The following is a 14,006-nucleotide window of genomic DNA, read 5'->3' on the forward strand; positions in this document are numbered from 1 at the left end:
GCGACGGGGATGTCCTCCAGCGCGCCGTAGACCTTGTTGGTGCTGGCGAAGATCACCGGTGTACTGGGCGCGTGGTGGCGCACCGCCTCCAGCACGGTGAGCGTCCCTTGCGCGTTGACCAGGAAGTCGTGGACCGGGTCGACCAGGCTGGAGGTGACGGCGACCTGGGCCGCCAGGTGGAACACCGCCTTGCTGTCCCTGACCGCCTCGGCGACCAGGCCGGCATCGCGGATGTCCGCGATGCAGCCATGCAGCCGCTTACCATGACTTTCCTGCAGCCAGGCGAGGTTGCGCTCCACGCCCGGCCTGGCGAGGCTGTCCAGGACGATGACCTCCTCGCCCTCGCGCAAGAGCGCGTCGGCGAGGTTGGAGCCGATGAAGCCCGCCCCGCCGATCACCGTCACCGGTGCCGAGGGCCGCCGGACGTTCGGGGCGTGGAGCTGGTCCGGCAGGTCGACCAGACCGCTCACGCCGCCCGCCTCCAGCAGTCGTCTGAGAAGCTTCGGCCGTCCTTCCGCATCGGTGACACCCAGATGATAGTGGCGGGGATCGAAATAGACGCCTTCTTGGACCGCGACCTTGCGGGGCACGTCCTGCCAGCCATACCAGTAGAGCCGGTCAGCCGGGGCGTTCAGCGCCTCCCGGAAGCGCGCCACCTGCTGGGCCTCGTCATGCCGCCAAGTCGCGTAGCCGGCCTCGGTGATCCAGATCTCGGCAGCGGGGTTGTAACGGTCCAGGATTTCGCGCATCTGGCCGAGGTGGGCCGCATAGCCCTCCCAGGCAGCGGCCTCGCTGTCCCAGGTACCGGGAAAGCCGTGGAAGCCCACCGCGGCCACTTCGGCCAGCAGGTTGCGCTGGCCCATCAGGTCGAGCCAGTGGGCGTCGAACGGGGAGGGGCCGCACAGCACTGCCCTCCAGCCGCGCTGCCGCGTCCAGTAGGCGGCGGCACCCGTCATCTCGCAGAACAGTTGCCAGTCGTGGTCGACCCGCCAGTCCCAGTCGAGCAGGTTGTTTGGCTCGTTCCACAGCTCGACATGGCTGAAATGCCGGCCGTAGCGGGTCAGCACCTGGTCGATGAAGTCGGCATAGTCCAGGAGCCGGCGGGGCGGACCGGCGGAATGGCCGGTGCGCGACAAAGATGGCGGCGTGTAGTGCACGCAGGGCAGGAGGTCGAGTTCCCGGCCGAGCGTCGGGATCAGCCAGTCATACCACTCAGGCCCGCCCGGCGTATGGAACTCCGCCCAGGACAGGTGGGTGCGCAGGCAGGTGGCGCCGGCGGCGCGCATCCCGGCCACCGCCTCACCCACCCGCTCATACTCGCCCTGGCGGAACCACTCGACGAAGCCGAACGGATGGTTTGGGGGCGCTGCCCTCATGCGACTAGGCCGCGCGCTTCGAGCTGCCGCTTGGCGTCCTCGCCGCGGTCCTGCGCGTCTTGGGCCCGGATCCAGGCGGCCAGCTCGCCCACCTGGTCCTCCAGGTAGCCGCTTGGCGAATAGCCCAGGAGGTCTTGCGCCTTGGCGATGTCGGCAAAGCAATGGCGGATGTCGCCGGCCCGCGCCTTGCCCAGGAACTGCGGCGCCAGCTCGGGCACGTCCATCGCGTCGGCCAGCAGTTCGGCGACGCGTGCGATGGTGTAGGCACGGCCGCTGCCGATGTTCACCACATGGCCGGCGGCGGCCGGGCTGGTCATGGCCAGGTGGAAGGCCCGGGCCACGTCGCGCACATGGACGAAGTCGCGTTGCTGCTGGCCGTCCTCGAAGATGATCGGCGGCTGGCCGTGCAGGAGACGGGCGCCGAAATTGGCGAGCACGCCGGTATAGGGATTGGACAGGGCCTGGCCCGGGCCGAACACGTTGAACAGCCGGAGTGCCACCGTCTCGATGCCGTAGGCCGCCCCGGTGATCAGGCAGGCGCGTTCCTGCGCATACTTGGTGAGGGCATAGATGGAGGCGAGGTCGACCTGCTTGGTCTCGTCGGTCGGCACCGGCACCAGCGGCGCGCCGTCCGGTCCCACCGGATCCCAGCCATTGGCCTCGCCGGCAACACGGCGTACGGCACCCACTCGGGTCCCGTCCGCGGTCCGGTACAGGCCTTCGCCGTACACGCTCATCGACGAGGCCACCACCAGCCGGCGACCCGGCTCGTCGATCATGTTCTCGAGCAGCACGGCGGTGGCCAAGTCGTTGCCGCCGACATAGCGGGCGATCTCGTACATGCTCTGGCCGACCCCGACCTCGGCGGCCAGGTGGAACACGCCGTCCACGCCCTGGAGCGCGCGGCGGACCAGGCCGACATCGCGCAGATCACCCTCCAGGAACTCCACGCCGGCGGGGAGCGGCGGCTCCACGTCGCCATGCACCTGCGGAACCAGGCTGTCGATCACGCGGACCCGGTGGCCCGCACGCAGGAGCTCATCGCACAGCTGTCGCCCGATGAACCCGGCACCGCCAGTGACGAGATAGGTCGCCGCCATCCATGTCTTCTCCGCCAACGCTGCCTGGGGCAGCCCTGCTGAATAACAGTTGCGGGCGGAGGTTGTTCCCGGAGAGGAAGATAAAGATGTAAAAGAAGATGCTTACAATGCGGTAATTTTATGATGAGCGTGTAAATTAACACCGCGCCGATGGCGGGTGTCCAGAAATCTGCCCGGTCTCGCCGCTTCGAGAATGCGCTATCGCCGGCCGGCCCAGGTCTGGGCCGGCCGGCGATTTCCAGGCGATGCCAGCCAGGTCAGCGCTCTCGATCTCTGCTCCTGTCATCCAGCACGGACGTGTCAGTTCGGGTGCTGCCGGGCGTGGTCGAGCCGGTCGATGCCGTGCTGCTGCTGGTGCCGGACGGGCTGGCACCGGTCCATGCAGTGCTGCCCGACCCGGTGGAGCTGGTCCCGCCACCCGACCCGGTGCCGCCTTCGCTCCGGCCGGCGCTGTCCGCCTTCTGCTTGGCCTTGTCGGCGGTGGCGTCGATGGCCTGGTGAGCCTGCTCCGCCGCCGACTTGGTCGTCTCGCGGATCTTGTCGGCAGCCTGGGACACGGCACCGGCGAGCTTGTCGGTGACGCCGCTCTCTTGGACCGATTCCACCACGTTTTGGTAGGTGTCCGTCGCCACCTCCGCGGCGTGCTCGTACTGCCGGTAGGCGGTATCGACTACCGCATCCTTGAACTGGTCGGCGGTCTGGCCCACCAGGCGGTTCTCCATCCGGGTGCGCGGCAGGGCAGCACCCAGCAGCGCACCGATCGCGAGACCAATGCCGCCCAGGACCAGCGGCTGGTCCTCGATCACCCGGCCGAACCGCTCCTGCGCATAATGGGCCGCCCGTTCACTGGCGATCCTGGCCTGCTCGCTCAGATGGGCCGCCTCATGCGCCAGATGGCTGGCGGTTTCGCTGATAGCGTGCCCGGCCTCCCGGGCGCGCTGGTAGCCCATTGAGGCCGTCTCGCTCGCCCGCCCATAGGCAGAGGCCGCGGCGTCGCCGGCGCGGCCATAGGTGGAGGCCATCTCGCTCGAGACGTTGCTGGCAGCGCCGCTGATGGCACTGGCCGCCGAGCTGCCGGCGCGGCTCACGGCACTGGCGGCGCTGCTGCCGGCATCGCTCACCCTGTGCAGCGTTGCCCCGCCAGTCTGGCCGACCGAGCGTGCCGCCGAGCCGGCCCGCTCCGCGAGCGAAGGCGAATGGCCCTGGGTGCCCGAGGCGGGATACTGGCTGCTCGGCCGCGGCATGCTGTCCACGCCGCTGCTGGTGCCGGTCGGGCGGTGCGGCACGCCGGTGCCATATGCCTCCAAAGGCGCGCCCAGGCGCTCGTCGTCCGGATGCCAGCGACGGCGGTCGTCATGGCCGAGCCGGCGCTGCACCGCCGGCTGGCCGCCCAGCATCAGCCAGCCGATGCCTGCACCGACCAACAGGAGCGGCAGGGGGTTGTCCCGGACCTGGCGGCCCAGGTTCTGGGCGAACTCGGTGCCGTTCGAGGTCTTCATGTAGTCGACCGCTTGGTCGACCAGCTGGCCCGGCGACATCCGCTCGCTGAGCTCGGCCAAGGTGCGGCGCACTTGGTCGCGACTGTCCTCGACCTCGCGCTCGATCTCGTTGCTGGACTTCTCGTCGTAGCTGCTCATCGCACCTGCTCCCTCGCCACGGCAGCATCGCGCTGCAACTGCTCGACCGTCTTGGTCGGCATCAGCCGGGCTGCCTTGAGATTGTTGATGCCCTTCTGCAGCGCGACGTAGCCGATGATGCCGACCACGACCGCCACGATCAGGAAGCCCCAATGGGTTCCGAGGCCGGCCACCGCGAGCCAGGCCACGATCGCATGCAGGAGCATGATGAAGGCGCCCAGCAGGATGACGCCACCGACGCCCACCGACGCCGACGCCGTGCCGACCTGCCCGGCCTTCTCGGAAAGCTCCGCCTTGGCGAGCTGCACCTCCTTGCGAAACAGGGTGGTGACGTTCTCGATCAGGTCGGAGAACAGGGTTGTGATGGGACGGTCCTGCATCATGCGCCGGACCCTCCACCGATCGAGCCGCTGCTGCCCGGACCCTTGTGCGACGGGTCGTTCTTGGCAGTGCTGGTGCCGGCGATGCTGCTGACGGCACCGCTGGTCGCGCCGGCGAGTTCGTCGGCCTGGCGCACGCCGGTCGGAGCGGAAGCGCCGGTCGTGGAGGAACTGCCCGACGTGGAGGAGGTGCCCGTCACGGAGGAGGTGCCACCCAAAGAGGAGCTGCCGCCCGCAGAGGAGCCGCCGCCCATGGAGGAGCTGCCGGTACCGCCAGCTGGGCTGGTCGAGGTTGGAGTGCGGGACGCGTCATAGCCCATGCCGCTCTGGGCGGCAGTATCAGCGCTGCCCGTAAAGCCATGGGCCGTGCCGCCGGACCGGATGCCGTCCTCGCCGGAGCCCGGATAGCTGCCGGTGTAGCCAGCCGACGAGCGATGGGTGTCGCCGTAGCCGCTGCCTGCCTGGTCGCGACCCTGGTAGCGGCCGCCCTGGTCGTAGCCGCCCCGGTAATAGCTCTGGCTGCCGGGTGCCGCCGAGCTCTTGAGGAAGCGGGACAGGGCGAAGCCGGCGAGCACGGTGAGGCCGAAGAAGACCACGGGCTCGCGGCGGGCGTAGTCGGTCACGTCCTGCAGGATGTCGCCGATCTTCCGGCTGCGCAGGGATTCCGAGAGCTCGTCGGCCGAGCTGGCTGCCTGCCGCACGAACTGGGCGAGCTGCGGCGAGCTCTGTTCCAGCTCGTCGGCGGCCCGGCTGGCAGCGCGGGCGATCCCGCGTACCTGCTCGGCCCCGGCCGCCTTCTGCTCCTCGACCAGGCCCTGCGCCCGCTCCCGGGCGGCGTTCGTCACGTCGCGGCCCTGCTCCTTGAGGTCGTGCGCGAGGTTCTGGCCCTCGCTCTTGAGATCCTGGCCCAGCCTGTTCGCTTCCGACTTCGTCCGGTCGACGGTGTCACGGGCGGCGTCTTTGGCCGCGCCGATCTGCTGATCGGCTTCCTTCCGGCTTCCGGTAAGTCCGGTGTTCGCCGACGGGGAAGTCAGGGTGGGATCCGTTCGGTAGTCCGTCGAGCCCGTAGCCATGACAATAACCTTTGGTTGGTGCGTCTCCACGCGGAGGGAGCTGCTGACGGACGCGCCCGTGCAGTCGGATTTCACCAGTGGATCAGGGTAGAAACCGCGATCATGAACTTGATGACGACCAATGACTGCGAGCCGAGTTCCGTCCTGTCTCCGCCTTGGATTGCGTCCTTGAACCTGAGCCCATTGAACAAGAGCAGTTCGTCAAAGTTCCATCGATCGCCGTGTAATCTGCAATGACCACCGGCCCGCCGGCGGGTGGAACCTCGGGCGGCAGCGTCACGTTTGCGCTGCCAGCAGAACGAGGAGGCGCAACATGACCAATCGCATTGACCAGACCACCGGCTCCAGCGCTTCGGCGGAACGGCCGGGCAAGGGTGACGGCAACGCCGATCCGGGCCTTGAGCAGGCGGTCGACCGGGCCGTGCCCGATGCGGAGAAGCTGCCGGGCCGCGGTGCGGAGAACCCGATCACCCAGCAAGTCGAGAAGGCGGTCGACGAGCGCCAGCCCAGGCCCGGGCCTTCCACGTTGCAGGGCAACGATCAGCCTAGCTGACCGGCCGCAGGTGGCAGCAACCGGATGGGGACAACGATGTATTACCTGGCGCTCGCCTCCGACTATGACGGCACGATCGCCGAGCATGGCGCCGTGGATCAGGCCACGTTCGACGCGCTCTGCGAGCTGAAGAGGTCGGGGCGGCGCCTGATCCTGGTGAGCGGCCGCGAGCTGCCGGACCTGCAGCGGGCGTTCCCGGAGCTGGAGCTGTTCGATCTCGCCGTGCTGGAGAATGGCGGGCTGCTCTATGAGCCCGCCACCCGGACCGAGACGGTGCTGGGCGAGCCCCCGCCTGCGGCCCTGGTGGAGCGGCTCCAGGCCGAGGGCGTCGAGCCGCTCTCGGTCGGCCGCTGCATTGTCGCCACCTGGACGCCGCACGAGCACACCGTGCTCGCGGCGATCCGGGAACTCGGCCTGGAGCTGCAAATCATCTTCAACAAGGGTGCAGTGATGGTGCTGCCGCCGGGCGTCAACAAGGCGTCCGGCCTCCATGCCGCGCTGGAGCGGCTAGGCATCTCGGCGCACAACGTGGTGGGCGTGGGCGACGCGGAGAACGATCACGCCTTTTTGGCCGAGTGCGGGGTCCCCGTGGCGGTGGCCAATGCCCTGCCGGCACTCAAGGAAGCGGCCGAGATCGTGACGGAAGCCCCGCGCGGGGCGGGTGTGGCCGAGCTCGTCGCCGCGATGCTGGCCAACGACCTGGACGACCCGCGTGCCGCGCTGCGGCGCAGGGTGCCGTTCGCCCGGCCGGTCGACGGCGGCGACGCCGCCGCGATGATCGAGCTGGATCCACGGGACGGGGCCACGCTGATCGCCGGGATCTCGGGCGGGGGCAAGTCGACCATCGCCACTACGGTGCTGGAGCGCTTCGTCGAGCGGGGCTTCCAGTTCTGCGTGATCGACCCGGAAGGCGACTATGGCGAGTTCAAGGGCGCGGTGGTGCTGGGCGACGCCCAGCAGCCGCCGGCGCTCGAGGACGTGGTGGAGCTGCTGGGTCCGCGCATGGAGAACGTGGTGGTGAACCTCCTGGGGTTCGACATCGACGAGCGGCCGGGCTTCCTGGCCCGCCTCCTGCCGGAGATCCAGCGCCTGCGCGCCCAGGTCGGCCGGCCGCAATGGCTGCTGATCGACGAGGCCCACCACATGTTCCCGCGGGAATGGGTGCCGGCCGAGGCGGTCGTGCCGGAATGCCTGCCGGCCACCCTCATGATCACCGTGCACCCGGAATCGCTGGCGCCGAAGCTGGCCCAGACCGCCACCACGGTGCTGGCGGTCGGCAGCGACCCGAAGCGGGTCCTGGAGGAGTTCGCGGAAGTCTCGGGCAAGCCGGTGGGCGAGGTGCCCGCCGCACCGCTGGAGCCGCGCCATGGCATCCTGTGGCGGGACGGAAAGGTCCAGGAGGTCGAGGTGGACCCGCCCAAGGAGCGGCTCAAGCGCCATGTGCGCAAGTACGCGCAGGGCGATCTCGGCCCGGACCGGAGCTTCTATTTCCGCGGACCGGACGGAAAGCTCAACCTGCGCGCTAACAACCTCATGATCTTCCTGCAGATCGCCGAGGGCGTCGACGACGAGACCTGGTTGTTCCACCTCCAGAATGGCGACTATGCGCGCTGGTTTGAGGGGGCGGTCAAGGACGACCGGCTCGCCAAGGAGGTCCGCGAGCTGCCCGAACAGGCCGATCCCGCGACGAGCCGCCGGGCGGTCAAGGAAGCGATCGAGCGCCTCTACACGGTGGCGGTCAAGGCGCAGGACTGAGCGGGGCCGACCCGGCCCGCGCAGTCAGTTCAGTGGCGCTCCGGTGTGCCCGGCGGGACGTCCAGCCGCCATTTCCACGAGTTCGCCCCGGGAATTCGGAACCTGCCGCCCGACGCGAGGTTTGCCAGCGAGTGAACCGCACGTGGAGCGATGATGGCCCCGGCAGCCGACACCGTGATCATCACCGGCAGCAACGGATTCCTGGGGACGGCGCTGGCCCGCCGCCTGATGGAGGGCTACCGGGTGATCGGCCTGGATGTCAGCCTGCCCAGGAAGCCGGTCGAGGGCATGACCTCGCTGGAGTTCGACCTGGCCTCGGAGGACAGTGTGCGCGCCGCCGTCGCCGAGGCTAGGCGGATCAGCGGCGGGCCGATCGCGTCGGTGATCCATCTGGCCGCCTATTACGACATTACCGGCGAGGACCATCCGCTCTACCAGAAGATTACGGTGGACGGCACCGGGCGGCTGATCCGGGCGCTCCGGGACGGCGAGACCGGGCAGTTCGTGTTCGCCAGCACCATGCTGGTGCACGCGCCGGCCGAGCCGGGCGTGCGGATCGACGAGGACCATCCGATCGATCCGCCCTGGGCCTATCCCGCTTCCAAGGTCGCGGCGGAGAAAGTGGTCGAGGCGGAACGCGGCGACATCTCGACCGTGATCCTGCGCCCGGCCGGCATCTACGACGACGACGGCAGCGCCGCCTTCCTCGCCCAGCAGATCGCCCGGATCTATGAGCGGCTGCCGACTGCCTACCTGTTCGCCGGCGACATCGATCGCGGCCAGCCCTATCTGCACCTGGACGACTTCGTGGACGCGGTCTTCCGGATCGTGGAGCGGCGCCAGGAGTTGCCGAGGCACACCGCCTTTCTCCTGGGCGAGACCAATACCCCCACCTATCGCGACATGCAGCGCACGCTCGGCCGGCTGATCCATGGCGAGGACTGGAAGACCCTGTCCCTGCCCAAGCCGCTGGCCCAGGTCGGGAGCTGGATGCAGACCGAGGTCCTGGAGCAGGACAGCTACATCAAGCCGTGGATGACCTCGATGTCCGAGGATCACTACGAGCTCGACATCTCCCGGGCGGAGCGGCTGCTGGGCTGGCGGCCGAAGCACGACGTGATGGCGACCCTGCCCGGCATCGTCGCCCGTCTGAAGCAGGACCCGCCCGGCTGGTACGCCCGCAACAAGCTCGACCCGGCCACGGTGGCCGCCGCCGATCCGGTGATCGAGGAGGCAGCCGAGCAGGTCGGGCAACTGTCCGAGACCCGGCTGCGCCAAGCCGAGGAGGCGATGGAGCGGGAGCGCGACCGTACCGACTGGTGCCATCTGCTCAACATGATGCTGGGCGCTTGGCTGGTGGCCTCGCCCTTCATCCACGGGCTGTTCGACCCGGTGGGCCAGCTGCCACCCCCGCCGGCACTGGGCCACGAGCTGCCCGACCCCTCGGTCCGCAACTGGTGGCTGGGGGTCAGCGAGATCGTCACCGGGCTGCTGGTGATCCTGTTCTCCAAGCTGGCGCTCGACCGCGGGCGTGGCTGGGCGGCCTGGGTGGTGGTCGGGCTCGGCTGCTGGCTCCTGCTGGCCCCGCTCCTGTTCTGGACCACCAATGCCGCCGCCTATGGCAGCGACACGCTGGTCGGCATGCTGCTGATCACGTTTGCGGTGATCATCGCACCCCAGCCCGGCATCGCGCGGGAAGCGCTGGCCACCGAGGGCGACCGGCCGCTCGGCTGGTCCTATTCGCCTTCCAGCTATACTCAGCGCGCCCCGATCGTGGCGCTGGCCTTCGTCGGCCTGTTCGTGTCGCGCTACCTGGCCGCCTACCAGCTCGGCCATATCGACAGCGTCTGGGACCCGATCTTTGGGCCCGGCACCAACGACGCTGCGAACGGCACGGTCGCGGTGATTACCTCGGCCGTGTCCAAGGGCTTCCCAATCGCGGACGCCGGCTTCGGCGCGGTGGCCTATATGCTGGACATCGTGACCGGTGCTGCGGGCGACCGGCGCCGCTGGCGGACCATGCCCTGGCTGGTGCTGCTGTTCGGCATGCTGATCGTCCCGCTGGGTGCGGTCAGCCTGATCTTCATCATCATCCAGCCGACGATCATCGGTGCCTTGTGCACGCTGTGCCTGCTCCAGGCGGCGGTGACAGTGATCCTGATCCCGTACTCGGTCGACGAGGTGCTGGCGACCTGCCAGTACCTGATCCGGGCCAAGCGCGCGGGCCTGCCGTTCTGGCGCACGCTCTGGCGCGGCGGGCCGGCTTTGTCGGACGACAAGGACCCGTCGCCCGGCTTCAGCCAGCCGCTCGGCAGCATGATGGTCGAGTTCCTGAAGGGTGGGGTCAACTTCCCCTGGACCCTGGTGGCATCGACCGCGATCGGCGTCCTGCTGATGGCCACGCCGTTGTTCCTCGGCACCACCGGCGATCTCTATTTCAGCCACCACATCATGGGCTGCCTGGTGATCACGATCGCGGTGACCGCCATGGCCGAGATCGCTCGGGCTGCCCGCTTCCTGAACGTGGCGATCGGCGCCTGGGTGGTCGCCTCGCCGTTCGTCCTGGGCGGGGCGGGGCTGGCCGACCAGATCGGCGCGGTCGTGCTGGGCGGCCTGCTGGTCGTGCTCAGCCTGCCGCGGGGCGAGCGCAGCGAGGAGGACTATGGTGGCTGGAACCACCTGATCGTCTGAGGAGGGGCCATGACGGGTCATGTCCGGGGCTGGCGACGGCGGGAGATGCTGGGGGCGATCGCGGCAGCACCGCTGGTCGTGGCGGAATCGGCCGCCGCCGCGCCTGTGACCCGCGTGGTGCCGTCGTCCGGACAGGCCGTGCCGATCGTCGGGCTCGGCACCTGGATCACCTTCAACGTGGGCGACGACCCGGTGCTGCGCGACGAGTGCGCGGACGTGATGGCGGCATTCTTCCAGGCCGGCGGCGGCATGATCGACTCTTCGCCGATGTACGGCTCGTCGCAGCCCGTGATCGGCCATGGACTGGCCAAGCTCGGCCATCCGCCCGGCCTGTTTTCGGCAGACAAGGTCTGGACGTCAGGGGACGGCGCAGCACAGATCGAGCGCTCCCGCCAGTTCTGGGGCGTGCAGCAGTTCGACCTGCTCCAGGTCCACAATCTCCTGGACTGGGAACGGAAGCTGCCGCTGCTCCAGGAAATGAAGGCGGCCGGGCAGGTCGGCCATGTCGGCATCACCACCTCGGAAGGGCGGCGCCACGACGAGTTCGTCCGGGTGATGCAGGGGCACCGGCTCGACTTCGTCCAGGTGACCTACAACGTGCTGGACCGGGAGGTGGAAGAACGGATCCTGCCGCTGGCGCAGGAGCGGGGCATCGGCGTGATCGTCAACCGGCCGTTCCGCCAGGGTGCGCTCACCCGCGCGCTTGAGGGGCAGCCGCTCCCGCCGGTCGCGGCGGAACTCGGCTGCACGTGCTGGGCGCAACTGCTCCTGAAGTTCATCCTGGCCCATCCGGCGGTGACCTGCGCCATCCCGGCGACCACGCGGGTGGATCATGTGCGGGAGAACATGCAGGCGGGCGAGGGCAAGCTGCCGGATACCGACTTGCGCCGCCGGATCGTGGCCGAGGTCGAGGCGGTGCTGTGATCGACGATTTGGGCAGCTACGCGCTGGAGGACTTCCTCCTATTCGCACCGCGCACCTATTTCCGGCTGATCGAGCTACACCACGCGGCGGTGTGGCCGGCACAGCTGCTGGCCGGGGCGGCACTGGTGCTGGCGGGCGTCCTGATGTGGCGCGGCCATGGCCTGCGCGCGGTCGTGGTGGTACTGGCGGCGGGCTGGCTGTTCGTGGCGTGGGCCTGGTTCTGGCTGCGCTACGCCACGATCAACTGGGCGGCGGGCGCTGCCGCACTCGCCTTCCTGGTGGAGGCGCTGGCCCTGCTGGTGCTGGGCCTGTCCGGCCGGCTGGACTTTGCCGGCCCCGGCCCCGGCCCCGGCCCCGGCCGCCGCCGCGCCGCGGTGAGCCTTTTCGCCGCTGCCTGCCTCCTGCCGATCTTGGTCGCACCGCTCGCGGGACGGAGTTGGCGGCAGGCCGACCTGGCCCTGGTCCTGCCCGATTCGACCGCGCTCGCGACGCTGGCGGTGCTGGCCGGCTGCGTCGGCTGGTGGCGCTGGCTGCTGGTGCCCGTCCCGCTGCTGTGGTGCGCGGTGGCCGGGATGACACTCCTGGCCATGGGAGCCCCGGATGCCTGGCTGGTGCCTTGCCAGGCCCTGCTCCTACTGGCGGGCGGCATCGGCTTGGCCTGGCGGGACAGGGCGCACCTGGGGACCCGGCAGCCCGGTAGCGCTGCGCATGACGGTTTCCGGATGCTATGACCGGACCGGAGCGGAGCGGCGGATCTGTGGCCGGGGCGCCTGTCCTCCCATCGAGGATCGAGATGACCGAGGAGCATGACACGAACCCGCCAGCCAAGGCGGAGTTGGCGACGATCCTCCAGCCCGGCCGGAACTGCTGGCGAATCGCACGTGCGTCGCGCGCGGCCCTCCTGCCCGATGCGGCCAGCTACTTCGCCAGGCTCGCCCAGGCCTTCCAGCGGGCCCGCCGCTCGATCCTGATCATCGGCTGGGATTTCGACGGGCGGATCCGGCTCTGCCCCACCGACCAGTCCTGTCAGCCGCTGGGCGCCATGCTGCGGCAACTGGTGGAGGCCCGGCCGGAGCTGGAGGTCGACATCCTGGTGTGGAGCTTCGCGGTGGTCCACGCGCCCAGCGCGCCGTCGGAACTGCTGCTGAACCAGGACTGGGAACAGCATCCGCGCATCCATCTCAAGCTCGACCACGAGCACCCGATCTATGCCGCGCACCACCAGAAGATCGTCTGCATCGACGACCAACTCGCCTTCGTGGGCGGGATCGACCTGACGGTGAAGCGCTGGGACACGTGGCGGCACAAGGCCCGCGACCGGCGCCGGATCGACCCCGAGGGCGATCACTACGAGCCGGTCCACGACATGCAGATGGTGGTGGAAGGGGAGGCGGCCGAGGCGGTGGCGGCCGTGGCCAGGGCGCGCTGGCAGCGTGCCTACGGCCAGGCGCCGCCGCCAGTACCCCGCGCGGAACGGGGCGAGCTCTGGCCGCCCGGCCTGGAGCCGCAGTTCCTCGAGGCGGAGGTGGCGGTAGCGCGCACCCTGCCGGTTTGGCGCAACTTTCCGCCGGTCCACGAGATCAGCGCGCTCACGCTGGATGCGATCGCGGCGGCCCGGCACTGCATCTATGTCGAGGCGCAGTATTTCGCCAACTTCGAGGTGGCGGAGCTGCTGGAGCGGAGCCTGCGCCAGCCCACTGGGCCGGAGGTCGTGGTGCTGATGAGCCGCCGCCTGCCCGGCACGCTCGAGCAGTTCATCATGGGCCGCAACCGGGACCGGGTGCTGCGCCGGCTGATGCGGGCCGACCGGCACGGCCGGTTCGGCGGCTACTACACGTGCACCCCGTCAGCCGGCGGCGACATCGACATCCTGATCCACGCCAAGCTGATGATCATCGACGATCGGTTCCTGAAGGTCGGCTCGGCCAACATCAACAACCGCTCGGTCGGGCTCGACACCGAATGCGATTTCGCAATCGAGGCGCACTCTGATGCAGAGCGCCAGGCGATTGCCACCATCCGGCGCCAGCTCCTGGCGGGCCATCTCCGCGTCACGCCGGAGCAGTTGCGGGCAGCCACGATCGAGCACGGCTCGACCATCCGGGCGATCCGGGCCCTGCAGGCCGAAGGCAAGGGTCTGCGCGACTTCGCTGGCGTCGACCCGGGCGGCCGGACCCGGCCGGTCATCGGCACGGCCCTGCTCGACCCGAGGGAGCCGATCGGTGCCCGCTGGCGGCGGTTCGGCCGGCGGCGCCCCGGCCCGGCCAGCCTCGCAGCTTCCTGATCCCGAGGCCGGTGCCGATCGCTCAGGCCGGAGCCGGCCTGGTCCCGCCCGGCCGCTCCGCTTTCCGCCTGCCGCGCGCCCGGAACACCAGCTCGGTCAGGAGGAAGACCGTGCCGCCGATCGTGAACGGGATGAAGAAATAGATGCAGCGGAACGCGATCAGCCCGCCGATCACGTCCTCGCCCTTCAGGATGAACATCACCACGCTCTCGATCACGCCGAGCCCGCCCGGC

At 69.5% G+C, this 14,006-nt stretch carries 11 protein-coding genes and 1 pseudogene; 6 read left to right on the forward strand and 6 right to left on the reverse strand.

All coding sequences use genetic code 11. The features are described from left to right. From EQG76_RS14545 to EQG76_RS14565, 5 genes are all read right to left on the reverse strand, one after another. Nucleotides 1–1,376: GDP-mannose 4,6-dehydratase (locus EQG76_RS14545; protein ID WP_159714717.1), on the reverse strand; the 1,376-nt coding region annotated here is incomplete at its 3' end. Next, complete coding sequence (locus tag EQG76_RS14550) at nt 1,373–2,476, reverse strand: NAD-dependent epimerase/dehydratase family protein (protein WP_159714719.1); 1,104 nt, start codon at nt 2,474–2,476, stop codon at nt 1,373–1,375. The genes EQG76_RS14545 and EQG76_RS14550, both read right to left, overlap by 4 nt. Before the next feature lie 257 nt (nt 2,477–2,733). Further along, the gene (locus EQG76_RS14555) at nt 2,734–4,113 is read right to left on the reverse strand and encodes a DUF3618 domain-containing protein (RefSeq protein ID WP_159714721.1); all 1,380 of its coding nucleotides are present in this window, start codon (nt 4,111–4,113) and stop codon (nt 2,734–2,736) included. Then, a complete protein-coding gene (locus EQG76_RS14560; protein ID WP_159714723.1) occupies nt 4,110–4,496 on the reverse strand; it encodes a phage holin family protein in 387 nt (128 codons plus the stop codon). The genes EQG76_RS14555 and EQG76_RS14560 overlap by 4 nt, the downstream gene beginning before the upstream one ends. Continuing rightward, nucleotides 4,493–5,566: a hypothetical protein gene (locus EQG76_RS14565; protein ID WP_159714725.1), complete on the reverse strand. Its 1,074-nt coding sequence runs from the start codon at nt 5,564–5,566 to the stop codon at nt 4,493–4,495. The genes EQG76_RS14560 and EQG76_RS14565 overlap by 4 nt, the downstream gene beginning before the upstream one ends. Nucleotides 5,567–5,879: 313 nt before the next feature. On the opposite strand from EQG76_RS14565, the gene EQG76_RS14570 reads away from it, so the two are divergent. The 6 genes from EQG76_RS14570 (at nt 5,880) to EQG76_RS14595 (ending at nt 13,773) form a co-directional block, all read left to right on the forward strand. Beyond that, a complete protein-coding gene (locus tag EQG76_RS14570; RefSeq protein WP_159714727.1) occupies nt 5,880–6,119 on the forward strand; it encodes a hypothetical protein in 240 nt (79 codons plus the stop codon). Nucleotides 6,120–6,143: 24 nt separating this feature from the next. After that, nucleotides 6,144–7,874, forward strand: coding sequence for an HAD family hydrolase (locus EQG76_RS14575; protein WP_200840826.1), 1,731 nt, complete (start codon nt 6,144–6,146; stop codon nt 7,872–7,874). Between the two features lie 153 nt (nt 7,875–8,027). Beyond that, nucleotides 8,028–10,565, forward strand: a complete 2,538-nt coding sequence (locus EQG76_RS14580; protein WP_159714729.1) for an NAD-dependent epimerase/dehydratase family protein — start codon at nt 8,028–8,030, stop codon at nt 10,563–10,565. 9 nt (nt 10,566–10,574) lie between these two features. Next, nucleotides 10,575–11,489 carry an aldo/keto reductase gene (locus tag EQG76_RS14585; protein WP_159714731.1) on the forward strand — a complete coding sequence of 305 codons (915 nt, stop codon included), beginning with the start codon at nt 10,575–10,577 and terminating at the stop codon, nt 11,487–11,489. Continuing rightward, nucleotides 11,486–12,220, forward strand: coding sequence for a DUF6064 family protein (locus EQG76_RS14590; protein WP_159714733.1), 735 nt, complete (start codon nt 11,486–11,488; stop codon nt 12,218–12,220). The genes EQG76_RS14585 and EQG76_RS14590 overlap by 4 nt, the downstream gene beginning before the upstream one ends. Nucleotides 12,221–12,282: 62 nt before the next feature. After that, on the forward strand, nt 12,283–13,773 hold the full coding sequence (locus EQG76_RS14595) for a phospholipase D-like domain-containing protein (RefSeq protein WP_159714735.1): 1,491 nt from the start codon (nt 12,283–12,285) through the stop codon (nt 13,771–13,773). A gap of 22 nt (nt 13,774–13,795) precedes the next feature. Here EQG76_RS14595 and EQG76_RS14600 read toward each other — a convergent pair. Beyond that, nucleotides 13,796–14,006, reverse strand: a pseudogene (locus tag EQG76_RS14600) (UPF0104 family protein); the annotation flags it as partial.

The sequence above is a fragment of the Geminicoccus flavidas genome (assembly GCF_009806515.1).
In the GTDB taxonomy this organism is placed as follows: Bacteria; Pseudomonadota; Alphaproteobacteria; order Geminicoccales; family Geminicoccaceae; genus Geminicoccus; species Geminicoccus flavidus.

Coding starts and splice junctions, on each gene's coding strand:
- EQG76_RS14550 (WP_159714719.1), bottom strand. CDS start 2,476: ATGGCGGCGACCTATCTCGTCACTGGCGGTGCCGGGTTCATCGGGCGA.
- EQG76_RS14555 (WP_159714721.1), bottom strand. CDS start 4,113: ATGAGCAGCTACGACGAGAAGTCCAGCAACGAGATCGAGCGCGAGGTC.
- EQG76_RS14560 (WP_159714723.1), bottom strand. CDS start 4,496: ATGATGCAGGACCGTCCCATCACAACCCTGTTCTCCGACCTGATCGAG.
- EQG76_RS14565 (WP_159714725.1), bottom strand. CDS start 5,566: ATGGCTACGGGCTCGACGGACTACCGAACGGATCCCACCCTGACTTCC.
- EQG76_RS14570 (WP_159714727.1), top strand. CDS start 5,880: ATGACCAATCGCATTGACCAGACCACCGGCTCCAGCGCTTCGGCGGAA.
- EQG76_RS14575 (WP_200840826.1), top strand. CDS start 6,144: ATGGGGACAACGATGTATTACCTGGCGCTCGCCTCCGACTATGACGGC.
- EQG76_RS14580 (WP_159714729.1), top strand. CDS start 8,028: ATGGCCCCGGCAGCCGACACCGTGATCATCACCGGCAGCAACGGATTC.
- EQG76_RS14585 (WP_159714731.1), top strand. CDS start 10,575: ATGACGGGTCATGTCCGGGGCTGGCGACGGCGGGAGATGCTGGGGGCG.
- EQG76_RS14595 (WP_159714735.1), top strand. CDS start 12,283: ATGACCGAGGAGCATGACACGAACCCGCCAGCCAAGGCGGAGTTGGCG.